Genomic DNA, 25834 nt, shown 5'->3' with positions numbered 1-25834 from the left:
CACGGACTACTCGTGAGCGGTCAGGAGGGCCGATCGCATCGCCCGACGGAAGTGGCGGCGGTTACCCGTCGGAGCGGCCGAGCTGTGAGAGGTTCTCGAGGTCGATCTCCTCCGGAAGCCGATCGAGCGCCGCGGGATCCCAGTCGTCGTGGGCGAGCGTCACGCTCGCGTGGGGGTGCTCGCGAATGAGTCGGCACACACCCTTCACAGCAGCCGTCTTCGCGGCGATGTCGGTGCGTTCGGGGACCTCCGCGGTCAACGGATACGTCTCAGAGAGCGCGGGGGGATAAGGGCCAAACGGCGGCTGGATCCGCCAGACCTCGTCGTACTCGTGGGTCGAGGGAGGCTTTGACTCGGTGATCAACAGGCGGCCAGGAACGGAAAGCCGTCCAAGCCGGTCGTGGTGCCGTGTGACCTCCGGACGAGCGGCCGAGTCCGCCGAGACGGCGAAGAAGGTCCCTTTCGAGACCGGATCCGTCGCCTCAAGCCGGTCGCGATGATCCAGAAGCGCCCGGTAGCCGTCCCACATCGCCGGATGACCGCGCGCGCGACGCTCGACGAGTTCCAGCAGGTTCCCCGATCGGATCGCGTCCTTCACGCGGCGAAGTTCCGCGAAGGTGGCTCGAAGGTTGTGTTCGGCAAGCAATCGCTCACACTCGTCGTCCGACCGGGAGCGAAGGTCCTCGGGGGTGTACTGCGAACAGATCGAACACGAACACGGAAGATACTCGAGATCGTCGAGGTGTTCGGTCCCCGAGACCGTAAGGTATCGTCCATCTCGGGCCATCAGCGCGTATGCTGCGGAGTCGAAGAGATCACAGCCGCACGCAACCGCGAGCGCGAGCATCATCGGATGACCTGCCCCGAACAGGTGGACCGGACAGTCGGGATCGAGCCCGCGTTTGGCACTCATCACGATCTCGACGACGTCATCGTATCGATAGCCGTTCATGAGCGGAACGACAGCACCGACCGGGAAGACGTCGAGATCGGTGGCAGCGGCGTGACGGCCGGCCCGCTCGCGAAGGTCCGAATACGTCGACCCCTGGACGGGAGCATTCACGAGCATCCCCCCGGTGTTCGCTTCGGCCGCGTCGGCGAGTGCGGTCTCGGTCGTCTCCAGTTCCGTCTCCGCGCGCTCGCGATCGACATCGGGGGGCGTCGGGACGTCAACCGGCGTGGCGATGTCCGATCCGATCGCGTGCTGGAATTCGAGAATCTCGGTCGTCGTCACGTCGATGTCGCCGTACTCGGCGAGTTGGAAGGACCCCGAGTCGGTCATGATCGCGCCATCGAACCCGAGGAGATCGTGGAGTCCCTCCTCAAGCGCGCGCTCGCGGAGGCGGTCGGTGCTGTGGATGATATAAGAGTTAGTGATCAGTATCTCGGCGCCGAACTCCGATCGAAGGCGTTCCGGGTCGATCGTGAGCACGTTCGGATTGACGACGGGCAAAAGCGCAGGCGTCTCGACGGTGATGCCCGCCCGCGGAACCGACAGGGCACCGATCCGCCCCGCCCCGTCGTGGCTCCGGATCTCGAAGTGCTCGCGCATATCCCGTCTCCGCGGCCGCAAGCGGTAAGGGTTGCGTTCGACGGAGCAAACGTAGTCGTTCGAACCGAAGTGAGGACGCCCTCAGCCGACGCCACCAGACGTCACTGAAGCAGTACCGGGCCGAAGATCATCACCGAAAGCGCCGCAAGCATCGTCACGCCGATCGCGGTCGTGATCGCCCGTGTGAGCCGTGATTTCGAATCGACAGGAAGCCGCGAGACCACGGCCTCCGTGGCGGTTCGGAGAATGCGGCCGCCGTCGAGCGGGAAGGCGGGGATGCAGTTGAAGAAGGCCAGCTGGAGGTTGATCCACCCCGTCCAAAACAGGAGGTTCGCGGCGAGGAAGAGGGCCGGATCGCCCAGAGCCGCGAGCGGCCCTGACACCTCATAGAACGGGATGTTCGTCCCGACGAACCCCGCGAAGTTGAACTCCGTTGCGGGATCGACGATCGAGTAGAACGGAAGGACCGTGACGAGCAGCAGCGTTCCGATGAGCGAGTCGCTCGCAGTCCCGGTCAACATCGAGAGGTACTGGTCGGCCGGATACGTCCGTATGCCGAGGCTGTCGACGGTCACGCCGCTCGTCCCGCCAGCGATCTGGACGCCGAGATAGGCACCCTCGTCGTCGGAGCCGTCGTCTTCGATCGATCCGAGCTGGACGTCGTATTCCTCGCGATCGCCATCAACGTAGGCGACGATCGTAACCCGCTCGTTCGGTTCCCGCGCGTCGATGGCCTCGCTCAGCTCCTGCTGATCCACGACGCGATCGCCGCCCACCGAGGTGACGACTGCGTGCTCCGTGGCCGGAGCCCCAGCCGCGTCGAAGGGAGCGTCCGGAACGACCGCAACGAGTGCGCCGACTGGCCCTTCAACCGTGGTTCCCTCGGCCGTCTCGAACGTGTGAATCTCCCCGTCTTGGACGGCCGTCCGAAGGGCGGCCTCCGTGCGAACCGGATCGCCGTCAACGGCAGCGATCGTGTCGTTGGTCGAGAGACCGTCCTCGCCCGAAAGCGGCGATATCGAGGCGACACCGGTCACGAGCAGTCGACGGTCGACGGTCCGTTCGCTTCCGTCGTGAAGCGAGATGTCGACGCGCTCGTTCGGGTTCTCCGAGAGAACACGCTGGAGTTGCTCGGAGCTTTCAACGGATCGACCGTCGACGGCGACGATCCGGTCACCGGGCGAGACGCCGGCCTCGGCAGCCGGCGACCCCGGATAAGCGCCACCGACGGCGGCACCGGATGCAACGGATACTGCGCCCGCGATCGGGACGAAAAGCAGGCCGAACGCGAGGATGACGACGAGGAGATTCGCGGTGACGCCGGCGGCGAACATCCGGGTTCGGCTCCCACGATCGGCTCGTTTCGTTGACTCTTCGTCGGGCTCGACGAACGCTCCGATCGGCAACAGCGTGAAGAGTGCAACGCCCATCGAGTCGATATCGATGTCCTCGACGCGGCACAACAGCCCGTGGGCCCCTTCGTGAACGACGAGCGCGACCAACAGGCCGAAGACGATCTCGACGGCGACCGAAAGGGGGAGGAATTCGTTGACGCCGGGGATGATGAGGACGTTTTGGGGCGTGTTGATCCCGGTCGGAGCGGGGGGGTTCGTGAGGATCTCCACGGCGTTGAAGATCAAAATCAGGAACGTCCCAGCCATGACGACGAGCGCAACGCCGACGCCGAGGTTCGCGATCGCCCGCAGGAACCGTTTCGGACGTGCGAGTCGGTCGAGGAGGACTCGGCCGCGCGTCGTGTGGATCGTCGTCAGGGGCCCGGAGACCCGAACTGACTCGGGGAGCATCCCGCGGTTGCGAAGCCACATCGCGATCGCGGTGTAGGCGAGAACCCCGGTCAAGATCCACAGCAGGGTACTCATTGGTCCGTGTTTGCCGTCGGATCGGGTAAGGGGATCGGATCGGCTGCGGAAGGAGTGAACCAACGTCCCCCGGCCACGGTGTCGCCCGGAATTCCACAGCAGTTAGGACCCCCCGCGACGTAAATTATCGTATGTACACACCGGTGGAATTCATCACCGAGCTCGTCGGCGACGTCCCTCGACTCATCACGATCTTCCTCGAGAACGTGGTCGGTACCGGGGATCCGCTCTCGATCGTTTCCGTCGCCGTCGGACAGGTTCTGATCATCGTGTCCGTGCTCGCGTTCGCCTACCTCGTGGTCGGCGCGCTGGCGAACGAGGTCGGCATCGAGTTCCCGTCACTCGGGAGCTGAGCCGGACGAACGGTGGACGACATCACGGATCGCTTCCGCCGCGAGGTCGACGGCGGCCTCGAGATCCGGTCCAAGCGGCGATCCGACGACGATCCCGTCAGCGTACTCGAGAATGGCTTCGGCGCGTTCAGTGACGTCCGCCGGCGTCCCCGCGATACAGAAGGCGTCGATCATTGCGGGTGTGACGGCATCGAAGGCCGTCGAGAACTCGCCGGCGCTGATGTGGCCGCCGATCGCGTTTGCCGTTCCGGCGTCGATCCCGTGGCGATCGAGGACGGGAGGCGCCGCGCCGGCGGTGATGAACGCAACCGCTGGACGGGCCGCCGCGCGAGCGGCGGCGGCATCCTCCGCGATGCTGATGCTAGCGTACGCGAGTAGCCGGAACCTGCCACGGGAGTCGGAGCGTTCAGCAAGTCCCTCCGCGACCCGTTCGCGCGCCCAGCGAAGATCGGCCGGATGCGAGCCGTTGAACAGCAGTCCGTCCGCGTGTTTAGCCGCCATCCGACACATGTGGGGCCCCTCCCCGCCGACGAAAACCGGGAGATCGGAGCCCTGTGGCGGTCGGTAGTTGAGCCCGGCGGCGTCGGCCTCGAAAGTCCCTTCGTGGTCGATCCGGTCACCGTCCCACAACCGTCTCGCAGCGCGAAAGGCCTCCAGGACGGGACGAAGTCCCCGTTCGTCGGAGAGACCGAGGTTTCGGAGCGTCGAGGGATCGCCGGGTCCGATCCCGAAAAGGCCCCGGCCATCGGAGACCTCATCCAGGGTCGCGACCCGCGAGGCGATCGTGACGGGGTGCGTCTCAAGAGGGTTGACGACGCCGGGACCTAACCGCACCGTCTCCGTCTCGGTGGCGAGCCGCGAGAGGAACGACCACGGGTCGCGATTGTTGTAGTGACACGTCGCAAAGACGGCGTCGTAACCGGCCGATTCGGCGGCGACGCCGAGATCGACCAGTCGATCCAGTTCGTGTTCCGGGGTGAGTTCGATTCCGAACATGTCTGAAGGGGGTGATGGAGTCTCTCTTCGTCGTCGATCGCGATTCCTCGTCAGGTCTCGTGGGTCCACTCGCGAATGGCCTGGCGGACGAGATCGCCGTCTATCTCACGAAAGTGCGCGTCGGAACCGACGTGGTCGCCGAACTCGAAGTCACGAACGACGACGACCGGAGTGCCCCCGTCGCCCTCGCCAGCGACGAGATTCGCGGCCGCCGCGAGTTCGTCGATCACGTTTTCGACCGTGACGCCGAGTTCTCTCCCATCGCGATCGGTCTCACCGCGCCAATCGCGGCTGGCTTGCAGTCCGGACCAGCCGATCGCGACCCCGCGTTGGCCGTGGCGAAACGGACGTCCGCAGGTGTCCGTGACGATCACGCGGTCCGCCGCGATCCCGGAGCGGATCCGCGCTGCGCTCTCGGAGGGCCGCTCGGGGAGCAACAGGAGGTCCCCGCCGGGGACGTTGGAGCGGTCGATCCCAGCGTTGACGCCGACGTGACCGAACCGCGTGGCCGTCAACAAAAATGGCGCCTCGATGAGAACCTCGGTGGATTCCTCAAGGACCGCCTGGGCGAATCGCGGGTCCTTTCGATCGCCGGAGATCGTCTCGAGTCGGTCGGCGATCTCGCGAGCGCGCGGGCCGGGCGGGAACGCCTCGTAGTCGTAGACGCGTCCCTCCGCCTTTGAGACGACCGTGCTTGCCACACAGACGACATCGTCGGGGCGGAGATCGACCCGATCGTCGATCAGGGCGGCGAGGTCGTCACCCTCCCGGATCTCGGGGAGATCCGGGACCGCGAACAGTTCCATACCCGTCGATTTCGGGTGCGTAGTCAAAACCCCGACGATAGCGGAGATGTCCGGCGGACACATCGGGATGTCACTATCCGTTTCCCTGATCGAATGGAGATTCTTCGGCGGATCGGTCGACTGAAGGCCCGGGGCGTCCTACTCCCGTTGGGCGGCGGTGACGAAGGGTTACCCCCACCGAGCCCCGTGTGACGATGGGTTTTTTCCCGAGCCGCCCGTTTCGGATGCGATCGTCGCGGTGTTTCATCACGTGAAACGAGAGCGGAGCGTAACTGAAGAGTTACCGGTCGGAAGCGCTTCCGTCGGTTGGTTTCGACGGGAACTCAGTGGGTATTCACGATCGGCAATTCCGAAGGTGACAGTCGTCCGGAGGTATATATCGGAGGACGCCACACTCTCTCCGAATGATCTGACCGATCACCCACGACGGTCGAGGCGGGTGTCCGGCGACCCGTCGTGGATCCACTGACTGCCGGCTGCTCGCCACTCGCCAGTTATCCGTCCCCTGTTGGAGAATTAGTACGACGCGGCCCGTTTATCGAGCCCGGCCGCCTCGATATCCTCGCCCTCGACGGAGGTTCGAAGCGCGTCCATTCCGTCGAACCGGTCGATATCGAAGTTCGACGCGTACAGCTCCTGGACACGGTCGTACTCCGCCTCGGTGAGCGGCGGTACCTCACTGGCGGCGGCCCACTCGTCGATGTCCGCCGTCGTGCGGAACGTCGGCGTCACCGAGGCGACTTCCTCGTGGTGAAGCAGCCACTGGATCGCCGCCTGGCTCATCGTCCGATCGCCGTCCCGCTCGAGGAAGCGGATCGATTCGACCTTCTCCCAGCCGGTTTCGTACCACTCCGCCGGCCGATGTGATCGATGGTCATCATCCCCGAGTTCCGTCTCGGGAGTGACCTGCTCGTTGAGCAGTCCCGACGAGTGAGGCACTCGTGCGAGGATCGAAGTGTCGGAATCGAGTTCGCGAACGGTGTCGACGAAGTGCATTCCCGGCTCTTGCTCGAGGAGGTTAAAGACCATCTGGACGGCATCGAAGACGTCGTCCTCGATGGCTGCATCACCCTCGGCGAGCCATCCGATCGAGGGGCCCAGCGCCCAGCCGATCGCCTCGGCTTTCCCGTCGGCTTTGAACTCGCGAAGGACGTCCCGCACCTCGGGCGTCACTTCCGCAACGTTGGCGTTGTGCAACTGGAGGAACTCGACGTGGTCAGTTCCAAGCCGATCGAGCGATCGGTCAAAGGCCTCCCGGAGGTACTCGGGGGTCAGTTCCTTCGGAAGTTCGCCGTGTCCTGCCTGCGGGTTGTCGTAGAAATCGTATCCGATCTTCGTCGCGAGCGTCACCTTATCACGGTACTCGGCGAGTGCCGTCCCGACGAGGTCCTCGGAGTCGCCGTGGCCGTAGACGTCGCCGGTATCGAAGTAGGTGATTCCCTGATCGAGGGCGTGTTGGACCATGTCGATCGCCTGCTGCTCGCTACGGTCGCCCCACCAGTCCGTGCCGACGACCCAGGCACCGAAACCGACCTCGCTGACCTCGACGCCCGAGTCTCCGAGCTCGCGGTAGTGCATGCGCGTTCGTAGGAGATCAATCCACTTAGCGCGTGTGGTTCGATCGTGATGCGCCAGGCACAGATCCGAACGTGGCGAACTCACACGTTTTTGACCGGCTCGGCATGATCGGCGCACAACCGAATTCCTTTGTGGGTCGGCGGGGAATGGTCGCCGATGACAAAGCGACACGTGTCCCTCCCCGACACGGCCGAGGCCGGGGTTCAGACCTTCATCGACGAGGTGGACGAGCGCCTCTCCTCGGAGGAGGACACCTGTGAGGTCGTCAGAGATGTGCTGGTAGACCTCCACGGGGATCGCGAGGCGTGGGAAGCGTGGCAGGACGGCGAGCGCGTTTCCAAAGCCGAACAGGTTCGACTCCAGAGTTACGATCCCTGCAACGCCACGCTTGAGTCGGAATACTACGCCGAAAAGGACGAAGAGGCCTTCCAACAATCCAAATACCTCCAGTGGCTCTGGCGACAGTTCGACGCGACGCCGATGGCCGACAACATCCACTTCGCGTTGCGATTCCGGCAGATGCTTGGTACCCATCTCTTCGCGGAGTGCGGCGACGACTGTCGGTTCTTCAAAGGGATCACCTTCACCTACGGACACAACATCGAGATCGGCGACAACGTCGTGATCCACGACGACGTGCACCTCGACGACCGCGGCCGGTTGACGATCGGCGATCAAGTGTCGATCTCCGACGGCGCGCACGTTTACAGCCACGACCACGACATCGTCGACCAGACCTCGATCCGGAACTACCACACCGAGATCGGCGACGGCGCACGCCTCACCTACGACTCGATGGTTCGTGCCGGCTGCCGGATCGGTGCGAACAGCGTCGTCGGCGCACGGGCAGTCGTCCAGGGTGACGTCCCGGACCACCACATCGTGGTCGGTATGCCGGCAAAGAGCGTTCGAGTGAAGCCGGGATGGGAATCCGTCGCCGTCGATCTCGAGGACGGGGATCTTCCGAACCGACAGGACGAACGGGAGATCGAGTTCGACCTCCCCGACGATCTGAATCAGTTCGACGAGTTCAAACGGGATCTCCCCTCCCCAGATCGAGAGGATTGAGACTGCCGATCGAGACGAGTCGAGACGTCACCAGGCTACGTCGGAAAACTCTGCCGTCCAGATTGTCGTGAGCAGAGCGAACGGGAAGTGGGACGACAAACGACCACAGGGAGTGCGCCGTCCGAGAATTGAACCGGAGCCAGACGGTCACTCTCACTCCGTTCGAGTGCTGCGACTGGCAGGGTTACAATTCTCGCTGGCGATTTCGCCTCACTTCGTTCGGCAGAAGTGCGCCATCCGAGATTCCCGTGAGCAGAGCGAACGGGAAGTTGGACGACAAACGACCACAGGGAGTGCGCCGTCCGAGAATTGAACCCGGGCTAGTGGCTTGGGAAGCCACTGTCCTACCACTGGACCAACGGCGCGTGCATCGAATCGTACCGACTGATCACACTTGAACGTAGCGCTTCACCGAGCGATCGGGACGGGGGAAACACCACCAGGAGACAGGGCGAATCGGGGAAAATGGGACCGCTACCACGAGGGGAGCGCCGGCGTCGAACGTTTGTGACCGGTGCGCTCGTGGCGGGTGAGAAGTCGTGCGACCACGTCCTCGTCGATCGAAAGTCGATCGACGATCGTTCCGGCATCCATTCCCGCATCGACCGATAGCGACAACACTGCATCGACGACCTCGTAGGGTGCCCCCAGATCGTCGCGATCGTCGTGGGCCGGAAACAATCCCACAGTTGGCGGCTTTTCGGTGACGAACTCGGGGACATCCAGGGCCCCAGCCAGCGCACGGACGTCGGTCTTGTAGAGGTGGCCGATCGGACGGAGATCCGCGGCGCCGTCACCGTATTTAGTGACGTATCCGAGGAGCCGCTCGCTTCGGTTCGTCGTACCGATCACGAGCCGATCCATCGCGTTGGCAGCGAGGTACGCCATCGACATCCGGAGTCGAGCGACGAGATTCCCGGTGAGTGCCGGCTCGCCGTGGAGGTCGAATCGATCGGGAACCAGGCTCCCGAACTGGGAGAAGAGGGGCTGGAGATGTACCGAGTCGTATTCGATCCCGAGGGCTTCAGCGAGTCCCTCCGCGTCCCGGGCGTTCACCGCGCCGGTCTTGTTACCGGGCAAAACGAGCCCATAGACACGATCGGGCCCGAGAGCCGCCACGGCGAGGGCCGCGGTCACCGTCGAGTCGAGCCCGCCGCTCAGGTTCACGACGACGCCGGTGGCCCCAGCCTCCCGAACCCGATCGTCGATGAATCCGGCGATCCGATCGCGTTCGACGGCCGGATCGTCGATCGTTCCGACATCGATATCATCAACGTCGTCGAAATCGGCCGATCCGCTACGATCGCTGCCAACCGGACCGCTATCGGCATCCGCGACCGTAGAATCACCCATCGGGTACCTCCATCCGCAGGGCAGAGAACGTGTTTCGGATCGCAAATTGGATCGGGGATGTAGCGAACATACATAGTTCTTTTACCATTTCCAATATCATATTGACCACATCTATCCAAGTATACAAAACGAACGTATAAATGTTCTTTGTGGAAATTGTATAAGGGGATCCCGGATCCTCACTCGCCGACGGGATCGGTCTCAACACGGTCACGAACCGCGCCGATCGCCGCCGCCGCGTGTCGCGCTTCGACGTACTCCTCGCCGAATGCGGCCGACGCGCTCTCGACAGCCTCTCGATCGATCTCGAATCGAACCGTGTGGTCGGATCGGGTCGCGGTGGATTCGTACTCGACGTTCCACAACACAAGCGGTGTCGCCGGAGCGGGGCCGACTCCCTCCGGGCCCGAGAGGGCGTCCGCGCCGAGAACTCGATCGATCTTCGACAGCGGAGCGTTGCCGGTTCCGACCGCGCGAACGAGCGTGACGAGTCGGCGGACGAACTCCCGGGGATACCCGTCCGCACGCGTCCGGATGACGAGCAGGTCACCCTCGCGGCGGGCAGTCGCGGCGAGCGTTCGTTCGGTTCCCGTGTCATCGGGAGTGAGGTTGTGAAAGTCGTGGTCGCCGGAGAGACGATCGAGCGCCGCATGAACGCGATCGTCGTCGACCGATGGGGCCGACGGCGGCGAACGATCGATGTCGGTTCGGGTATCGGAGCCGGCGTGTTCGTCGGTCGGCGCGTACAAATGATATCGGTAGATTCGGTCGCTGACGTCGTGTCTCGCGTGAAAGTCGTCGGGTACCTCGGCGGCGGCCCACGCCCGGACGTGCTTCGGAAGGTGCCCGTTGAACGCCCGCGGAGTGAGCCACTCCGGTGCCTCGAGAGCGATCGTTTGCGCTGCGGCGGAAACGCCGGCGTCGGTACGTCCCGCGGCGGCATATCCCGGTGGACGGGAGCGCCTGCCGCCGGATTCACGGGGGAGATCCGCCACGCCGAGGGAATCGAGTGCGTCGAAGATCACGTCCTCGACCGTCGGAACGTCCGGCTGACGCTGGAACCCGGAGAACGGTCGACCGTCGTAGGCGATCCGAAACGCGCGCACGGGTGGCCCTGGTCGAGGAACGCACATAGTCCCGTCGGACCGATCGATTCGGGATCGACCGATCAGTCGCCGGGCGCGTCCTCTTCCATTGGGATCGAGACGACGGGAACGGGCGACTCCCGGATGACTCGCTCCGTGATCGAGCCGAGCAGCACGCGTTCGAGACCCTGCCGCGTGTGTGTCGGCATCACTACGACATCGGCGTCGACCTCATCGATCATCGACAGGATCGCCCCGTGTGCCGTTCCACGCTCGACATGCGTGACGATCTCCAAGTCGGCGTTGATGTCCAACAGCGCCTCGGAAACCTCGTGAACGCGATCGTGGGCAGTCGTCTGGAGACGGTCCGCGAGCATCTCGACTCGGGGATCGTTGATCATCTCCTCTACCGAATCGACCACGGAGATGACGTGTACCGTCGCGTCGTATCGATCAGCGAGTGTTGCGACGTGCGGGATGGCACGCATCGTTCCCCCCTCGGGAGCAACAGGAAGAAGCACAGTCTCGTACATACGTCCCGATTCGACGGGGGACACTAAAACCGTGATGGGGGAATTCGGTTACAACAGAACGAACCGGGCGAGCCACAACATCCCCATCCCGGCGGCGATCGTCGCGAGAACGTTTTCGGTGCGCCAGGCGACCGCGCTCGCTACCACCCCCGCGATCAGGCGCGCGTCCAGAAGGGTTGCCTGGACCGTCGACTCGATCGAGACGAGCTGTGGGACGACGAGAGCAGCGAGAACGGCCGCCGGTACGTATCGGAGCGTTCGCTCCAGTTTCGGCGGAACGTCGTCGATCCGGCCGAACAGGTGGATAAACGAGAGCCGAAGGCCGTAGGTTGCGATCCCGATCACGAAGATCGTCACCCAGATCGTGACGGGTCCGTATTCGGTCATCGATCGCTCACCGCCCCGGAGGCGAGGCCGGCGGCGATTCCGGCGATTGCGCCGATCGGAAGCGAGAGGTTGAACGGGACGCCGGCCGCGAGGACGGCGACGCCACCGCCGACGAAGGCAGCGATCGTTCGAGAGCGGTCCGTCAACAGGGGAACGAGGATCGCGAGGAAAACGAGCGGCACGGCAAAAGACAGCCCCCATTTCTCGGGAACGGTCGTTCCGATGACGACACCGAGAGCGGTCGAGATGAGCCAGACGACCCAGATGGTGACCCCGATCCCGAGGTAGTACGCTCGCTTGTCATCAACGTCGCCGGTTTCGTATTTGGTGACCGAGAGCGCGTATGCCGGATCGGTAAGAAGATACGCCATATATCCACGGGTGCGACGCCGGTACGTGGCAAAGTGGGGAGCGATCGAAACCGAGTACATCACGAGCCGGAGGTTGATGACGACCGCAGTGAAGACGACCACCGCGAGTGGCGCCGTCTCCCCAAGCAGGTCGGCAGCCGCGATCTGGGAGGCACCCGCGTAGATGACCACCGACATGCCGATCGCCTGTGCGGGCGTCAATCCGGCATCGATCGCGGCGATTCCCGTGACCATGCTGAAGGGCACGATTCCAAGTAGAAGGGGCAAAGAATCGCGAACGCCGGAACGGAGGTCCGCATTCATACCACGGCATCGTCAAGGGTGCATCAAAGTGGTATCGGAGTCGATCCGAATGACTGGGCCTCCCCTGGACGAGTGAGCATCTATCCGGATGACCACGACCGGAACGTGGATCATTCCTCGTCGACGCCGATGACCACCGCCGATCGGATCTCCAAGGCGGATTCGAACTCCTCGCGACGATCGTGGGTCGATCCGGAGCGTTCCAGTTGGGTCTCGTGGGTCCGACGGACCGCTTTGCGGGTTCGATCGTCGAGGTCGAGATCGCCGCCGATCTCGACCCAGTGGTCCGGCTCCACGAGAAACATCTCCCTGTCGGGTTCACGGAGAGCACATTCATACTCGCGGCGGTACTCGCCGAGGCGGGGCGAAAGATATCGTTGGACGGTCCATAGAACGTCCGGGAGTCGCGAGAGCGGAACGCTCGCCAGCGCGCCGGCCGTCACGAGGACGGGGCCGTCAAACGGGAGCTCATCACCTCGATCCATCGTTCGAGGTTCGTTATCCGCCCGCACGCATCGCCTTCTGCGAGAAGCTGTCGATGAGATCGTCGAGGGCTGCCGCATCCCCCGTGAACGTGATCCGGACTTCCGTCAACTCCAACGACCCCGCGACCGCCACCGTCTCAGCTGCGAGGTCGGCCGTCCATCCGTCACCTTCGATTCGAGTCGCATCCGCCGGATCGTCGGCGCCGACGAACGATCCGCCGAGGTTTCGGAGATAGTGGGCAGCGAGCCGTCGGGAGATACCTCGATAGGACTTCTCCCGACGATCACCGGTGTTCACATCGTCGGTTTCCGCAACCGCCGATTCCTCGCCGCCGCTCTCCGCGTCGACGCTATCCGTTCCCCCGGCGACCGGCGGGAAGATTGAGAGCGTGTCGCCGGGCGAAAGCGGCGTGTCGAGCCCCTCCATATGCAACACTTCGCGGCCGTTCAACAGGACGTTTATGTGCGGCGCGATCGCCTCATCATCGATCAGCATGTCGCCGAGACCGTCGTATTCGGTCTCGAGTGTCGCGAGCACGTCGCCGACGGTCGCGCCGTCGTCCACCTCGAGGGATATCGTCTTCGACCCGACGGCCTCCCGAAAGGTCGCGAAAAACCGCAACTCGAGTTCCATATGATATCAAGGGGCGGCGGATGCTTAAATACGGTCGGTGGGCGCTCGCCGACAGTCTCGTGAGCACCGTCGGGAGATGGCGGATCGGCGATTGCGTCCGGTTCGCGATCGGTTATCCGCCAAATCGGATCCCGTCCTCGACGATCCGGTAGTTGCGCTCGCGATCGAGTTCCTCGGCGAGCCATTCGTGGTCGTATAACTGCGCGATGAGTTCTGCATAGAGGTTTCGCCAGGTTATCGCGTAAATCGGCGATTGCCCCCACGCACGCAGTTCCGGGACGAACTCGTCGTATCGCTCCATGCGCGCCTCAAGGAACTCGATCGCGTCGACGACGACCCCGGCCGCCTCCGCCGTGTCCGCGGCGTCGTCGATTTCACGGTTGAGCCGCGATTCGATGCCGGCCACGGCGCGTTCGACGTCCCGTTTCGTCGCCTGGCTATCCTCGGGAAGTCCGTCGATGACACCGCCCGGAATCGCGAGTGAGATCTCGGTCATACCTGGAGTGGTGGCCGCAGCGGAAAAAACGTCTCGACGATCGGCGGGCCACTCGATCTCGCTTGCCGACGAGGAGCGAAAGCCGATCGTACACGAGATGCGCTGGCGTTCGACGAGAACGGGACACCGTTCGCGAGATGAGACTCTCGGTCCGCATCGTCGAAAGCCGGACTGCATCACCGGTCCAACCGGCGCTACGCATCCAATCGAGCCGGCGCTACGCATCCAATCGAGCCGGCGCTACTCGTCCGAATCGAGAAAGTACGACTCGTCCTCGAACGGCTCGTCCTCCCCCTCTACGGAAAGGACATCGAGGTGGATCACCCTTGCGTCGACGTCGAGTAGTCCGGCGAGGCTCGGCTCCGTCCGACCCTCGTCGCTCGAGACGAGTTCCTTGATGTAGAGTCCGCCTTCGCCGTGGATCTCGACGATCGCGTGATGAGGATCGTCGGGATCGAACGCCGGGATCGCCTCGTCGTCGAACGTCTCGACGTCCGCTTTTTCGTCAACGATCGCGACGTCATACACCTCACGCTCGCGCGTGAGGTTCGCGCGCCGGTGATCGACCCGGTTGGGAGTGTACTGTTCGATCGTGGCACCCTCGAGTTCGTCCGCAGCCGCCCGGAGGGCGTCGGGAGCGACCTCGTCGTCGAACTCGACGAGTGCTCGATAGCGCTTGGAGGCGTCGAGCCGTTTGACGCGTTCGACCATCTCGTGAGTGGCGAGTCGGAGCCCCTCAACCTCGACTGCGCCGTCTGCAAAGGCGTTGACGTCCTCCTGCAGTCGATCGACGTCGACACGACGACGACGGGGCTCCTCGACTTCCACGACGAAGGGGCGGCCGGTTCCGAGCATCCGCGCGTCGACGTCCTCGCGGCCGGCTCCGTGGAAAACGCTCTCGGTACCGTCCATCACGTCCTCGACGACCGGGGCGACGAACTCCTCTACACTGTCCTCATAGAGGTAGCCCGTCCCGCCACAGTGGTCACACGGCTCTCGCCCGCTTCGACCGGAGCCGTGGCACTCTCGACAGGGCCACTCGGTTTGAGGGATGTCACGCTCCAGTTTCCGGTAGCGGCCGTAGACGAACGCCGAGTTCACTTTGGCGTCGATCCGATCCTCGTCGAGGTCGATGGTGAACTGGACGTGCGGGCGATCGAAGGAGACCTCCGTCTCGGTGAGCCGGCCGACGCGCTTGCCGACCTCGCGGTTGAACTCGGATTTGAATTTCTCACCGGCGTCGGGGTCGAGGCCACACTCCTCACGGAGTAGCCGCCCGTTCTCCTCGATGAGCGGTGGGGGTCGCGTCCCGACGTTGTAGGTGTCGAACTCGATCCCCTCGACGGCCGCCACAGCGCGTTCGGCCCACTCGTCGAATTCGGTGCATCGGCCCTCACACACCCAGCAGTCGGCCGGATCGGGGGTCTCGAAGGGGTCGTCGCGAGCAAGCGCAAGCGCCGTGCGCATCGATCGTCCGCGTTCGGCGTTCGTGAGCCCGAAGCTCCGATCGGCAACGAGGCGGCCGAGGCAGGAATCACACACCGGCCCCGTCGCGATCGCGTCCGCGGCGACGTCGAGTACGTCCATACGCGATCGAGAATCCGGTGCCGCTAAAGCGTGCGGATCCGTGCCGTCGATGGGTATCTCCGTCGTCGACGTGGGGCGGGTGATCGCTCGCGACGATGTCAACATCAACTTGCCCGTCGGGGTATTTCGTCGTCCCAGAGGAGTCGCCGTTCGCGGCGTTTAACCACTCGCGCGGCATCGATCCCGACATGACGAACGCGCTGGAGATCAGCGATCTCCGCAAGCAGTACGGTGACGTCGAAGCGCTGAAGGGGGTGTCGCTTTCGGTCCCGGAGGGATCGTTTTTCGGGCTGTTGGGCCCGAACGGAGCAGGCAAGACGACGTTCATCAACGTGTTGGTCGGTCTGGTCCGCGCCTCCGACGGAACGGCGTCCGTCTTCGGTGCCGACGTGGAGGAGGATTACCGGGAAGCTCGTGACAGGATCGGGCTTGCCCCGCAGGAGTTCAACGTCGACCGGTTCTTCCCGATCCGCGAGGTTCTCGAACACAAGGCCGGCTACCACGGTGTGAAGCCCGAAGAAGCGAGCAGACGCGCCGATGAGGCGTTAAAGCAGGTCGGGATCTGGGACAAACGCAACACGCGGTTCGATTGGCTCTCCGGTGGAATGAAACGTCGCTTCATGCTGGCACGAGCGCTCGTGACCGAACCGGACCTGCTCATCCTCGATGAACCGACCGCGGGTGTCGACGTCCAACTGCGCCGGGACCTGTGGGATCTCGTCACGGACCTCAACGAGCAAGGGACGACGATCCTGCTTACCACTCACTACATCGAGGAGGCGGAACGCCTGTGTGATGAGGTCGCGATCCTCGATTCGGGAGAGATCGTGACGGTCGCCTCTCCGGAGGATCTGATGGATCGGGGGAGCGACCGGATCGTGGTCACGCTTCGTGACGACTCCGCGGACACGTCCACGATCGCCGAGACGATTCGCGCCAGCGACGATCGCGTCGAGGAGGTGACCGGTGAGGACGGTCGTCTCGTGGTCACCGCCCGTCAGGGTGGACTGGTGGCTCCGGATCTGGTCCGCGAACTCGATCGGGGTGGCCACGAGATCCTCGATCTGGAGATCAAACGGACGTCCCTGGAGGAGGTATTCGTCGATCTCACCAGGCGCGGGGAAACGACTGATGGCGGAGCGACGACCGACGGCGACGAATCGCCCGGCAGCAACGACGGTGCCGACGACGAGGCTGCAGACACCGAGGCCGAGCCGATGGTCACTGACGGCGGGGCACGCAACGTTCCGGAGCCGATCGCCGATTCCCGACGGGAGGGAGATCGATAATGGCCACCGACGAGTCCAGTTCGGCGGTCGATCTCACCGGCTTTCTCACGCTGACGAAACGCGAGATCCTCCGGTTCGTTCGGCGTCCCCGAAACACGTTTGCCCCCCCGTTCATCACGAACGTGTTGTACTTCTCCGTTTTCGGAGTGATCCTCGGCCAGCGCGTCGGAACGATCGCGGACGTGCCCTACATCCTGTTCATTCTCCCCGGATTGATCGTGCTCGGAGCGGTCTCGAATAGCTTCGAGAACGCATCCTTTTCCATCTTCCATGGACGGTGGAACGAGTATATCCACGAGGTGCTCACCTCGCCGCTGTCCTACACCGGAATGGTCTGGGCATACATCCTCTCTGCGGCCACCCGTGGCCTGCTCGTCGGCGGCCTGATCGCCGTCATCGGTTGGGGAATCATCTCCGCACTGTATCAGCCCGTTCCGGTCGAAGAACCCGTCTATCTCCTCGCGTTCATGCTCGTCATCACGCTGCTTTTCGCGAGCTTTGGCGTGATCGGAGGGCTGATCGCGACCGACTTCGACGACCTGACCGTGATGAACCAGTTCATTCTCCGACCGCTGGTGTTCTTCGGCGCGGTCTTCTACTCGCTTGAGGACCTCACGCCGCTTTTGCGGGACGTTTCACTTTTGAATCCGATGGTTTACATGGTCAACGGCGTCCGATATGGCTTCCTCGGGACGGCGGAAGTCGATCCGCGATTCTCGCTCGTCGTCCTCACCGGATTGACGACGATCGTCGCCTTGATCGACGTCGTCTTATTCCGGCGCGGCTACGGCCTCACCGACTGACGGAACGATCCGGATCGCAGGAGGACGGTGAGCCCGGCGATCCATTTCGGGACCCAGTTACTACCCGATCGGACAGGGAATTGCTGCCGGCCCCGGCACGCTTAAGTTGACGTAGCCATTTGCTCCAGATGACGCTTCGCTTGGAGGGCCGAAGCGTCAGCGGGGACCTATTTAGGGCGGCACGCCCACGCCGTTTCGGCGTGGGCTCCCCTTTCGTTTTTCATGATCCACTAGCCGACGGCTTCCGAGTGAACAAGTGGAACCTGCCGATCCGTGATCATCGATGGTGAAGCGTCAGTGAGCATCCCTGATCGAGGGCCGGTCATCGAGCGTCAATCGTCGAGCGTCAGTCGTCGAGCGTCGCTGATCGATCGGAGCGCATCACTCGACGTCGTCGTCATCGGAGCGGTCCGGCCGCCGGCGGTGCTCGTCGATCGCCTCCTCGAGGGTCAATTCGCCGGCGGCAACCCGACGCGCGAGGGATTCGTCGATGGTCCGACCACCGGCAGAGCGCCGTCTGGATTCGTTTTGGATCCGCTGGAGTTCACCCTCGGTTGGTTCGATTCGCCGTTGTGCCATCGGTTCACCTTCGATCCGAGCGATGTTGACGGCGGCAAGAACGTCGCCCATCCCGCGTGCACCGCCCCCGAGATATGGCGACGTCCCCGTCTCGTCGACGAGTTCGACGGCGAGGTCTTCGGGTAGATCGTTGATGATGCGGGCGCCCTTCAGGCGGTCACCGTCACCGACACGCACGAGCGGATCGGGTTTCTCGACGATCTCCGAGACGATCGTCTCGGCGGCCTCCGAAAGAGGGACCTGAAACGCCGCAACGACGGTCCCACCGACGAGGACGGCGATTCCCGGCGACGGACCGGGATCGACCCCGACGATGGTCCGTCCACCGCCGCTTCTGAGTACGGCCAACGCCTCGTCGACGGCCGCACGCGGGTGGTCGGGATCGGCCGCGACGAACTCCACGTCGTCTCGATCCCCGAGGTCGACGCGGTCGTCCGGAGTGGCGATCACCACGGATGCACGCTCGGGGATCGGATCGTGTGGTTCGATCGTGGTGAACGAGACCCCTCGGCCGCGCAACTCATCGAGGACCGCATGATACAGGCGGAAGTCGTCCGTGGCGACGACGATCACTGTGCACTCGTACTGGCGGTGGCCGCCTAAGCGTGTCGAAGGATCCGAACGGAAGGGACGAAGATCTGCCCGAGCGGAAGGGAGGGAAACCGGTTCACCGCGACCGACAGACGAAAGGCGCCCGAACACGGAACGGAACGTATGAGCGAGGAGCGCGACGACGTCGTCCGTCCGAGCGAGCTCGGCGGGGAGGGACCGCCTATCGAGGAGAAGCCGTACAAAATCGTCTTCGAGGCCAACAAGTGCTTCGGCGCCGGACGGTGTGCGGAGGCCGCCGACAACTGGGAGATGGACGTCTCGACCGGGATGGCACGTCCGCAGTCCTACTACATCGGCGAGGATGAACTCGAGGACAACATCGAGGCGGCCGAGATGTGCCCCGCCAAGAAGGACGAGGGAGTCATCCACGTGGTCGATCGGCGGACCGACGAGGAGATCGCTCCGGATCCACACGGCGACGGGACGCTCTCAGTCGACTGGTAGCGCAAACGCGGAGCATCACCTTGTCGAAGCGGTATCTCGCCGGTCACGTCGCCGAACGTGGAACGCGTGCCGAAAGTGGTTTGTTTCAGCCCGCGGAACGCGGTGAACGCGCGGGGGTGGCTGAGCCTGGCCAAAAGCGGCGGACTTAAGATCCGCTCCCGGAGGGGTTCGAGGGTTCAAATCCCTTCTCCCGCATTCGTGTCTCGAGCAGTCGCGCGAGAGACACAGCGTGATGAGGATTTAAATCAGGAGCGCTATGAGTAGCTCATCAGTCGGACTACTCGACAGCGGAGTCGGTTTCAAGCAACTCCCGAGCGGCCGCCTCGGCCCGGCGCATGACTTCGCGGACCGTGAGATCGGTTTCACGAGCGAGGGCGGCAGCATCGTCGTACTCCGCACTGAGATCGTACACATCGCCATCGTCGGTCGATGCGACTTTCACAGGGACCTCGTGGGACTCACCGGCGACGTCGATCGTCACCGTCTCGAGGGACCGCTGAGCGATCCACCGGTGACGGGCACTCGACTCGCGGATCCCCAGGGTCCCCGTTTCTCGCGCGAGCCGATCCACGACCGCGTCGGCGTCGGCCGGCTTGCAGACGACCGTGACGAGATGGCCCGGTCGCGACTTCTTCATCGTGGTAGGGACGATCGTCACGTCGAGAGCGCCGACCAACCCGAGTGTCCGCTGAAGCCCGCCGAGGATCTCCGGCGAGGCGTCATCGAGGTGGGTTTCGAGAACCACCACCTCGTCGTGAACGAACCCGCCACGTCTGGTGGGCAGATCGTCGTGTAACTCCCCGTCGATTCCGTCGCCTGCACGATCTGAAGCGGCATCACCGGCGTCCGCGGCGTCGGCAGCGACGGCCGAAGCGTCGTCGGTCTCGATCGACTCACCGACGAGTGCCCGGAGCACGTTGGGGTGGTCGGGGAAGGACCGTCGTCCGGCACCGTAGCCGGCGGCCGAGACCGTCATCGCCGGGAGCGTCGAAACGTCCTCGGCGAGCACACCGAGGATCGCGGCACCGGTCGGCGTCAACAGCTCCGCATCGACGGGACCGCCCCGAATCGCGAGGCCGGCCCGGTTCATGATCTCGACGACGGCGGGCGCGGGAACGGGATAGACACCGTGGCCCATCTCGATTTCGCCGCCGCCAGCCGAAAGCGGAGTCGTCACTACGCGATCGACGTCGAGGTCGGCGACCAAGAGACAGGCGCCGACCACGTCCGCGATCGCGTCGTCCGCGCCGACCTCATGAAAGTGCGTCTCCGCGAGGTCGGTCCCATGTATCGAGGCCTCCGCCTCCCCGAGCAACTCGAAGGCCGCGAGCGCGTCCGATTCGACCGATTCGGGGAGGTCCATCGACTCGACGATATCCACGACCTCCGGATACGTCCGGTGAGCACCCGATCCCTCAGCGTGAGGAGCGTGGTGGGAACTATCGGCGGAGTGGTCGTGGGAGTGATCGTGAGAGTGGTCGTGGGAGTGATCGTGGGAATGGTCGTGGGAGTGGTCTTCGGAGTGGTCGTGGGGATGATCGTGAGAGTGGCCCTCGGAGTGATCGTGAGGATGATCGTGAGAGTGATCCTCGTCCGTCCCGTTCCGGTCGTGCCCGCCCGTCGTCGTTTCATCAACTAACCGAACGTCGACGGTCGTCGATCGGATCCCGTTTTTCGTCGTCTCGCCGACCTCGAAGTGGACGGGAAGTGCGTCCTCGATCGGACCGATGACGGCGGGATCCGCGCCGGCCGCGATCAAGGACGCACAGACCATGTCGCCGGCGGCGCCCATCCGTCCGTCAAACGCGAGAGTGTGCATACGCGACGATCGACCCTCGTAGGTAAAGAGCCTCCAGTTTCGAAGCGGATCGAGTTCGATACGCAAAAAACCAACGCGGGCGACGGGGTTTTGTGTCTCCTCATCCTACCGTGTGATATCATGACATACAAACGGACCCGCGAAACGGCGAAACCGCCCGTAGCGAGCATGCGATCGGGCGGAGCAACAGGCTTATCTCCGGACCACCAGCAGGTTGTGGTACCCCCCGCGAGTCAACCATGAACGAAGTCCAACTCGAAGTGGCGAAGGCGTACCCGAACGACTCGGGACGCGGTATCGCCCGACTCGATCCCGACACGCTGTTGCACTTGAAGCTCTCCCCGGGTGACATCATCGAGATCGATGGCGCCGAGACGACGGCGGCAAAAGTATGGCGTGCTGACCGGCAGGACTGGAACACCGATACCGTCCGCATCGATGGGTTCACCCGGCAGAACGCGGACGTCGGCATCGGCGAGCGCGTGACGATCCGGAAGGCGGAAACCGAGAAGGCTGAGAAACTCGTTCTCGCGCCGCCCGAGGAGGCGTCCGTGCAGTTCGGCTCGGACGCGGCCGGGATGGTGAAACGGCAGATCCTCAAACGGCCGGTCGTCGAGCGCGACATCGTTCCCGTGATGAGTTCGACGAACCATCCGTTCATGCGCTCGCCCGGCCAGGCGATCCCCCTCATTGCCGTCGAGACCGAACCGGAGGGCGTCTGCCTGATCACCGAGGACACGGAGGTCGAACTCCGCGAGGAGCCGATCTCCGGGTTCGAAAAGACCGGCGGCGGCATCACCTACGAGGATATCGGCGGCCTCCAAAACGAGATCCAGCGCGTTCGGGAGATGGTCGAGCTCCCGATGAAGCACCCGCAGATCTTCAAAAAGCTCGGCATCGAGCCGCCACAGGGCGTCCTGTTGCACGGCCCGCCGGGCACCGGCAAGACCCTCCTCGCGAAGGCGGTCGCCAACGAGACCTCCGCGTCGTTCTTCTCGATCGCGGGCCCGGAGATCATCTCGAAGTACTACGGCGAGAGCGAACAGCAGCTCAGGGAGATCTTCGAGGATGCCAAAGAGGAGTCCCCCTCGATCGTCTTCATCGACGAACTCGATTCGATCGCGCCCAAACGTGAGGACGTCACCGGCGAAGTCGAACGCCGAGTCGTCGCCCAACTGCTCACGATGATGGACGGGCTGGAGACGCGCGGACAGGTGATCGTGATCGCCGCGACCAACCGCGTCGACTCCGTCGATCCGGCACTTCGCCGACCGGGTCGCTTCGATCGCGAGATCGAGATCGGCGTGCCGGACGAAATCGGCCGCAAGGAGATCCTCCAGATCCACACCCGCGGGATGCCGCTTTCGGACGACGTCGATCTCGACGGGCTCGCCGACAGTACCCACGGCTTCGTCGGCGCGGACATCGAGAGTCTCACGAAGGAGGCCGCGATGAAGGCACTCCGTCGATACCTCCCGAAGATCGATCTCGACGAGGAGGACATTCCGCCGAGTCTCATCGACCGGATGATCGTCAAACGCGAGGACTTCGGAGGCGCGTTGAACGAGGTCGAACCGTCGGCGATGCGCGAGGTGCTCGTCGAGCTTCCGAAGATCTCCTGGGACCACGTCGGCGGACTCGACGACGCGAAACAGCAGATCGAGGAGGCAGTCGAGTGGCCACTCACCGATCCCGAGAAGTTCGACCGGATGGGCGTGGAGGCACCAAAGGGCGTCCTCCTGTACGGCCCGCCAGGCACCGGCAAGACGCTGATGGCGAAGGCCGTTGCCAATGAGACGAACGCGAACTTCATCTCCGTTCGCGGCCCCCAACTGCTCTCGAAGTGGGTCGGCGAGTCCGAGAAGGCGATCAGACAGACCTTCCGGAAGGCGCGCCAGGTGTCGCCGACGATCGTCTTCTTCGACGAACTCGACTCGCTTGCGCCCTCCCGAGGCCAGGATATGGGGAATAACGTCTCCGAGCGCGTGGTCAATCAGCTGCTCACCGAACTGGATGGCCTCGAGGAGATGGGCAACGTCATGGTGATCGGCGCCACCAACCGTCCCGACATGATCGACCCCGCGCTGTTGCGCTCCGGTCGGTTCGACCGGCTCGTGATGGTCGGACAGCCCGACGAGGAAGGCCGCGAGCAGATCCTCCGGATCCACACCGCTGACACGCCGCTTGCACCGGACGTCAGCCTCCGGGAGATCGCCGAGATCACGGACGGGTACGTCGGATCGGATCTCGAGGGGATCGCCCGCGAAGCCGCGATCGAGGCACTGCGTGACGACGACGAAGCGACGGAGGTCGAAATGAAACATTTCCGTCGCGCCATGGAGTCGGTCCGCCCGACGATCACGGAGGACATCATGTCCTACTACGAGGACGTCGAAAAGCAGTTCAAAGGCGGCGGTCAGAAGGCGATCGGCGAACGCGGAAGCGGTCGAATCGGATTCCAGTAAGCTGCCGACGATCGGTAGCTCGACCGGATCCGAAAGAGACCACGGTTCGGATCCCTTCTCACACGCGAGCAAGCGTCGAATCGCCTAAGTACGCGCGCGTCCGATTTTCGCTTCATGAGGTATCCGTCGTGGCCGCCCTGGTTCACCTTCCGACGGTATGCCGCCGTGACGACGGCGATGACAACGATCCTCGTCGCGCTCGGCGTCTACACTTCCGGAACCGGCTCCGGGCTGGCCTGTCAGGCACAGTGGCCGCTCTGTTCGGACCAACTCATCCCGACGCTCACGCTCAATCCGGACTTCATCGAGTGGTTCCATCGCGTGTGGGCGATGGTGACCGGCTTTCTGATCATCGGCACCGCCGCCTGGGCGTGGCTGGGTAACCGATCGCACCGGACGCGGATCGCCGCCACGCTCACCGTCATCATCCTCCCCATCCAGATCCTTGTTGGCGCGGTGACGGTGACGATCGGCGGGCTGGTTCCCGGCGGCTACACCGTCTCCACGCACGCGGCCCACCTCGTCGTCGCGTTGACGATCGTCACCCTACTCGGGGTGGTGCTGTTCGGGAAGGGCGACGAGGGGAAACCGGACCCTACCTCCCCGCGAGCGCTTCAGCGTACGCTCGTCGGCGGACTTGGCGGCGTCCTCCTCGGGGCGGTCTTCTCGCGGGCGGTCCCGCTCGTGACCTACTCGCCGGGGGCACAGGCCGCCTTCTATCTCTGCTCGCTTGTCGGGTTCCTCGGGCTGCTCGCCGTGATCGTGCGAGTGCCCACGTCGGCGCTTGCCGACCGGGACGTCCGGCGCGTTCGCGTGCTGTCGATGATCGCGATCGCGTCGCTTTTCGTCACGCTACTTCTCGGGCGGGATCTGGTCGTCTATCCCGGATTCTGGGAGACCACCAATCGAGTCCTCCTCGCAGCCACCGTGCTCGCCACGGCGGCCGCCGGTTGGACGCTGGGTGGATCGAAATCGGAGTCGATCGGGACGGCCACCTCGCGGAGGGAGTGAGGATCGCAAACCGGGGATCCGGACAGGGGTGGGATGACGGAGAGATGCGAAGTATCATATAATTCGTCACAAATAATGGGTCGTATGACGGACTATCGAGAACTCCACGATCCGAACTTGAAATACACGATGCGGGACCTGTCGTCGGACACGATGGGACTGTCGGCCGATCGCGGAGCGCGAGACGTCGAGATCACCGACGTTCAAACGACGATGGTCGATGGCAACTATCCGTGGATCCTCGTTCGGATCTATACGGATGCGGGCATCGTTGGAACGGGAGAGGCGTACTGGGGTGGCGGCGATGCGGAGATCATCGACCGAATGGCTCCGTTTCTCATCGGCGAAAATCCGCTTGACATCGACCGACTATACGAACACCTGATCCAGAAGATGTCCGGCGAGGGATCGATATCGGGGAAAGTGGTCTCCGCGATCTCCGGCATCGAGATCGGCCTCCATGACCTTGCCGGAAAACTCCTCGATATCCCGGCGTATCAGCTGCTCGGCGGGAAATATCGAGACGAGGTCCGTGTCTACTGTGACTGTCACGCAGGTGATGAATCCGAGCCGGAATCCAACGCCGCGGAGGCCGAACGCGTGGTTTCGGAACTCGGCTATGACGCTCTCAAGTTCGATCTCGACGTGCCTTCCGGCCACGAGATCGACCGCGCCAACCGCCACATGCGCGGCCCCGAAATCGAACATAAGGCCGAAATCGTCCGGCAGGTCTGTGAAACCGTCGGCGACCGTGCCGACGTTGCCTTCGACTGTCACTGGTCGTATACGCCCGCAAGCGCGAAACAGCTGTTGGAGGCCGTTGAGGAGTACGACGTCTGGTGGATCGAGGACCCCGTTCCGCCGGAGAATCGCGACGTCCAGCGCGAGGTCACGCAGTCCTCGACGACGCCGGTTACGGTCGGCGAGAACGTCTACCGGACCCACGGCCAACGTCAACTCATCGAGGACCAGGCCGTCGACATCCTCGCGCCGGACCTCCCGAAGGTCGGAGGAATGCGTGAAACCCGGAAGATCGCCACACTTGCTGACATATATTACACGCCGATCGCGATGCATAACGTCTCGTCGCCGATCGCGACCATGGCAAGCGCACAAGTCGCGGCGGCCATCCCCAACTCCCTCGCCGTCGAATTCCACAGCTACCAACTCGGCTGGTGGGAGGATCTCGTCGAGGAGGACGATCTCATCGAGAATGGACGCATGGCGATTCCGGAGAAACCAGGACTCGGGCTGACGCTGAACCTCGATGCGGTCGAAGAGCACATGGTCGAAGGCGAGACGTTATTCGATCCGGAATAAATCGGTCGGACGGATCGATACACCT

23 protein-coding genes, 2 tRNA genes and 1 pseudogene are annotated in these 25834 nt (G+C 63.8%); 9 read left to right on the top strand and 17 right to left on the bottom strand.

Going from position 1 to position 25834, the window contains the following annotated elements; genetic code table 11:
• Positions 1 to 61: 61 nt before the first annotated feature.
• Both tgtA and ACERIT_RS04560 read right to left on the bottom strand, forming a co-directional pair.
• Positions 62 to 1552, bottom strand: coding sequence for a tRNA guanosine(15) transglycosylase TgtA (gene tgtA / locus ACERIT_RS04565; RefSeq protein WP_373673644.1), 1491 nt, complete (start codon positions 1550 to 1552; stop codon positions 62 to 64).
• Positions 1553 to 1653: 101 nt separating this feature from the next.
• Complete coding sequence (locus tag ACERIT_RS04560; protein WP_373673643.1) at positions 1654 to 3432, bottom strand: site-2 protease family protein; 1779 nt, start codon at positions 3430 to 3432, stop codon at positions 1654 to 1656.
• Between the two features lie 131 nt (positions 3433 to 3563).
• On the opposite strand from ACERIT_RS04560, the gene ACERIT_RS04555 reads away from it, so the two are divergent.
• Positions 3564 to 3785, top strand: coding sequence for a hypothetical protein (locus tag ACERIT_RS04555; RefSeq protein WP_373673642.1), 222 nt, complete (start codon positions 3564 to 3566; stop codon positions 3783 to 3785).
• On the opposite strand, the gene ACERIT_RS04550 is transcribed toward ACERIT_RS04555, so the two are convergent.
• From ACERIT_RS04550 to ACERIT_RS04540, 3 genes are all read right to left on the bottom strand, one after another.
• Complete coding sequence (locus tag ACERIT_RS04550; RefSeq protein WP_373673641.1) at positions 3771 to 4781, bottom strand: 5,10-methylenetetrahydromethanopterin reductase; 1011 nt, start codon at positions 4779 to 4781, stop codon at positions 3771 to 3773. The genes ACERIT_RS04555 and ACERIT_RS04550 overlap by 15 nt on opposite strands.
• A 50-nt stretch (positions 4782 to 4831) precedes the next feature.
• The gene (locus ACERIT_RS04545; protein ID WP_373673640.1) at positions 4832 to 5587 is read right to left on the bottom strand and encodes a coenzyme F420-0:L-glutamate ligase; all 756 of its coding nucleotides are present in this window, start codon (positions 5585 to 5587) and stop codon (positions 4832 to 4834) included.
• A gap of 516 nt (positions 5588 to 6103) precedes the next feature.
• Positions 6104 to 7165, bottom strand: a complete 1062-nt coding sequence (locus ACERIT_RS04540) for an aldo/keto reductase (protein ID WP_373673639.1) — start codon at positions 7163 to 7165, stop codon at positions 6104 to 6106.
• Between the two features lie 156 nt (positions 7166 to 7321).
• Here ACERIT_RS04540 and ACERIT_RS04535 point away from each other — a divergent pair, with 156 nt between their 5' ends.
• Positions 7322 to 8233: an acyltransferase gene (locus ACERIT_RS04535; RefSeq protein ID WP_373673638.1), complete on the top strand. Its 912-nt coding sequence runs from the start codon at positions 7322 to 7324 to the stop codon at positions 8231 to 8233.
• Between the two features lie 294 nt (positions 8234 to 8527).
• Here ACERIT_RS04535 and ACERIT_RS04530 read toward each other — a convergent pair.
• From ACERIT_RS04530 to ACERIT_RS04485, 10 genes and pseudogenes are all read right to left on the bottom strand, one after another.
• Positions 8528 to 8598: transfer RNA gene (locus ACERIT_RS04530), tRNA-Gly, on the bottom strand.
• Between the two features lie 109 nt (positions 8599 to 8707).
• Complete coding sequence (locus tag ACERIT_RS04525; RefSeq protein WP_373673637.1) at positions 8708 to 9586, bottom strand: NAD+ synthase; 879 nt, start codon at positions 9584 to 9586, stop codon at positions 8708 to 8710.
• A gap of 179 nt (positions 9587 to 9765) precedes the next feature.
• The gene (gene truA / locus ACERIT_RS04520) at positions 9766 to 10719 is read right to left on the bottom strand and encodes a tRNA pseudouridine(38-40) synthase TruA (RefSeq protein ID WP_373673636.1); all 954 of its coding nucleotides are present in this window, start codon (positions 10717 to 10719) and stop codon (positions 9766 to 9768) included.
• A 35-nt stretch (positions 10720 to 10754) separates the two neighbouring features.
• Positions 10755 to 11204 carry a universal stress protein gene (locus ACERIT_RS04515; RefSeq protein WP_373673635.1) on the bottom strand — a complete coding sequence of 150 codons (450 nt, stop codon included), beginning with the start codon at positions 11202 to 11204 and terminating at the stop codon, positions 10755 to 10757.
• A 48-nt stretch (positions 11205 to 11252) separates the two neighbouring features.
• Positions 11253 to 11591: an AzlD domain-containing protein gene (locus tag ACERIT_RS04510; protein ID WP_373673634.1), complete on the bottom strand. Its 339-nt coding sequence runs from the start codon at positions 11589 to 11591 to the stop codon at positions 11253 to 11255.
• Entirely contained in the window at positions 11588 to 12265 is a 678-nt protein-coding gene (locus ACERIT_RS04505) for an AzlC family ABC transporter permease (protein WP_373673633.1), read from the bottom strand. The genes ACERIT_RS04510 and ACERIT_RS04505 overlap by 4 nt, the downstream gene beginning before the upstream one ends.
• Before the next feature lie 110 nt (positions 12266 to 12375).
• Positions 12376 to 12750, bottom strand: coding sequence for a hypothetical protein (locus ACERIT_RS04500; RefSeq protein WP_373673632.1), 375 nt, complete (start codon positions 12748 to 12750; stop codon positions 12376 to 12378).
• 358 nt (positions 12751 to 13108) lie between these two features.
• Positions 13109 to 13384 (bottom strand): annotated as a pseudogene (locus tag ACERIT_RS04495) (ubiquitin-like small modifier protein 1); the annotation flags it as partial.
• 112 nt (positions 13385 to 13496) lie between these two features.
• Positions 13497 to 13880 carry a hypothetical protein gene (locus ACERIT_RS04490; protein ID WP_373673631.1) on the bottom strand — a complete coding sequence of 128 codons (384 nt, stop codon included), beginning with the start codon at positions 13878 to 13880 and terminating at the stop codon, positions 13497 to 13499.
• Between the two features lie 240 nt (positions 13881 to 14120).
• Positions 14121 to 15467, bottom strand: coding sequence for a tRNA pseudouridine(54/55) synthase Pus10 (locus ACERIT_RS04485; RefSeq protein ID WP_373673630.1), 1347 nt, complete (start codon positions 15465 to 15467; stop codon positions 14121 to 14123).
• 188 nt (positions 15468 to 15655) lie between these two features.
• Here ACERIT_RS04485 and ACERIT_RS04480 point away from each other — a divergent pair, with 188 nt between their 5' ends.
• Both ACERIT_RS04480 and ACERIT_RS04475 read left to right on the top strand, forming a co-directional pair.
• A complete protein-coding gene (locus ACERIT_RS04480; RefSeq protein WP_373673750.1) occupies positions 15656 to 16756 on the top strand; it encodes an ATP-binding cassette domain-containing protein in 1101 nt (366 codons plus the stop codon).
• A complete protein-coding gene (locus ACERIT_RS04475; RefSeq protein WP_373673629.1) occupies positions 16756 to 17559 on the top strand; it encodes an ABC transporter permease in 804 nt (267 codons plus the stop codon). The genes ACERIT_RS04480 and ACERIT_RS04475 overlap by 1 nt, the downstream gene beginning before the upstream one ends.
• A 381-nt stretch (positions 17560 to 17940) precedes the next feature.
• On the opposite strand, the gene ACERIT_RS04470 is transcribed toward ACERIT_RS04475, so the two are convergent.
• Complete coding sequence (locus tag ACERIT_RS04470) at positions 17941 to 18711, bottom strand: hypothetical protein (protein ID WP_373673628.1); 771 nt, start codon at positions 18709 to 18711, stop codon at positions 17941 to 17943.
• A 141-nt stretch (positions 18712 to 18852) separates the two neighbouring features.
• Between ACERIT_RS04470 and ACERIT_RS04465 the strand changes: the two genes are divergently transcribed.
• Both ACERIT_RS04465 and ACERIT_RS04460 read left to right on the top strand, forming a co-directional pair.
• On the top strand, positions 18853 to 19194 hold the full coding sequence (locus tag ACERIT_RS04465; protein ID WP_373673627.1) for a ferredoxin: 342 nt from the start codon (positions 18853 to 18855) through the stop codon (positions 19192 to 19194).
• A gap of 110 nt (positions 19195 to 19304) precedes the next feature.
• Positions 19305 to 19389, top strand: a tRNA-Leu gene (locus ACERIT_RS04460).
• Between the two features lie 82 nt (positions 19390 to 19471).
• Here the strand turns inward: ACERIT_RS04460 and larC are convergent.
• Positions 19472 to 21013 (bottom strand): nickel pincer cofactor biosynthesis protein LarC, encoded by a 1542-nt coding sequence (gene larC / locus ACERIT_RS04455; protein ID WP_373673626.1) that lies wholly within the window; start codon positions 21011 to 21013, stop codon positions 19472 to 19474.
• Between the two features lie 239 nt (positions 21014 to 21252).
• Between larC and ACERIT_RS04450 the strand changes: the two genes are divergently transcribed.
• The 3 genes from ACERIT_RS04450 (at position 21253) to ACERIT_RS04440 (ending at position 25809) form a co-directional block, all read left to right on the top strand.
• Positions 21253 to 23478, top strand: a complete 2226-nt coding sequence (locus ACERIT_RS04450; protein ID WP_373673625.1) for a CDC48 family AAA ATPase — start codon at positions 21253 to 21255, stop codon at positions 23476 to 23478.
• A 177-nt stretch (positions 23479 to 23655) separates the two neighbouring features.
• Entirely contained in the window at positions 23656 to 24489 is an 834-nt protein-coding gene (locus ACERIT_RS04445) for a COX15/CtaA family protein (protein WP_373673749.1), read from the top strand.
• Positions 24490 to 24573: 84 nt separating this feature from the next.
• A complete protein-coding gene (locus ACERIT_RS04440; RefSeq protein ID WP_373673624.1) occupies positions 24574 to 25809 on the top strand; it encodes a mandelate racemase/muconate lactonizing enzyme family protein in 1236 nt (411 codons plus the stop codon).
• Positions 25810 to 25834 lie beyond the last annotated feature (25 nt).

It is taken from the genome of Halopenitus sp. H-Gu1 (genome assembly GCF_041821145.1).
Classification (GTDB): domain Archaea; phylum Halobacteriota; class Halobacteria; order Halobacteriales; family Haloferacaceae; genus Halopenitus.
Note: the sequence above shows the minus strand (reverse complement) of the source record. Positions and strands in the feature narration are given on the sequence as shown.

Coding starts and splice junctions, on each gene's coding strand:
- tgtA (WP_373673644.1), bottom strand. CDS start 1,552: ATGCGCGAGCACTTCGAGATCCGGAGCCACGACGGGGCGGGGCGGATC.
- ACERIT_RS04560 (WP_373673643.1), bottom strand. CDS start 3,432: ATGAGTACCCTGCTGTGGATCTTGACCGGGGTTCTCGCCTACACCGCG.
- ACERIT_RS04555 (WP_373673642.1), top strand. CDS start 3,564: ATGTACACACCGGTGGAATTCATCACCGAGCTCGTCGGCGACGTCCCT.
- ACERIT_RS04550 (WP_373673641.1), bottom strand. CDS start 4,781: ATGTTCGGAATCGAACTCACCCCGGAACACGAACTGGATCGACTGGTC.
- ACERIT_RS04545 (WP_373673640.1), bottom strand. CDS start 5,587: ATGGAACTGTTCGCGGTCCCGGATCTCCCCGAGATCCGGGAGGGTGAC.
- ACERIT_RS04540 (WP_373673639.1), bottom strand. CDS start 7,165: ATGCACTACCGCGAGCTCGGAGACTCGGGCGTCGAGGTCAGCGAGGTC.
- ACERIT_RS04535 (WP_373673638.1), top strand. CDS start 7,322: ATGACAAAGCGACACGTGTCCCTCCCCGACACGGCCGAGGCCGGGGTT.
- ACERIT_RS04525 (WP_373673637.1), bottom strand. CDS start 9,586: ATGGGTGATTCTACGGTCGCGGATGCCGATAGCGGTCCGGTTGGCAGC.
- truA (WP_373673636.1), bottom strand. CDS start 10,719: ATGTGCGTTCCTCGACCAGGGCCACCCGTGCGCGCGTTTCGGATCGCC.
- ACERIT_RS04515 (WP_373673635.1), bottom strand. CDS start 11,204: ATGTACGAGACTGTGCTTCTTCCTGTTGCTCCCGAGGGGGGAACGATG.
- ACERIT_RS04510 (WP_373673634.1), bottom strand. CDS start 11,591: ATGACCGAATACGGACCCGTCACGATCTGGGTGACGATCTTCGTGATC.
- ACERIT_RS04505 (WP_373673633.1), bottom strand. CDS start 12,265: ATGAATGCGGACCTCCGTTCCGGCGTTCGCGATTCTTTGCCCCTTCTA.
- ACERIT_RS04500 (WP_373673632.1), bottom strand. CDS start 12,750: ATGGATCGAGGTGATGAGCTCCCGTTTGACGGCCCCGTCCTCGTGACG.
- ACERIT_RS04490 (WP_373673631.1), bottom strand. CDS start 13,880: ATGACCGAGATCTCACTCGCGATTCCGGGCGGTGTCATCGACGGACTT.
- ACERIT_RS04485 (WP_373673630.1), bottom strand. CDS start 15,467: ATGGACGTACTCGACGTCGCCGCGGACGCGATCGCGACGGGGCCGGTG.
- ACERIT_RS04480 (WP_373673750.1), top strand. CDS start 15,656: ATGACGAACGCGCTGGAGATCAGCGATCTCCGCAAGCAGTACGGTGAC.
- ACERIT_RS04475 (WP_373673629.1), top strand. CDS start 16,756: ATGGCCACCGACGAGTCCAGTTCGGCGGTCGATCTCACCGGCTTTCTC.
- ACERIT_RS04465 (WP_373673627.1), top strand. CDS start 18,853: ATGAGCGAGGAGCGCGACGACGTCGTCCGTCCGAGCGAGCTCGGCGGG.
- larC (WP_373673626.1), bottom strand. CDS start 21,013: ATGCACACTCTCGCGTTTGACGGACGGATGGGCGCCGCCGGCGACATG.
- ACERIT_RS04450 (WP_373673625.1), top strand. CDS start 21,253: ATGAACGAAGTCCAACTCGAAGTGGCGAAGGCGTACCCGAACGACTCG.
- ACERIT_RS04445 (WP_373673749.1), top strand. CDS start 23,656: ATGACAACGATCCTCGTCGCGCTCGGCGTCTACACTTCCGGAACCGGC.
- ACERIT_RS04440 (WP_373673624.1), top strand. CDS start 24,574: ATGACGGACTATCGAGAACTCCACGATCCGAACTTGAAATACACGATG.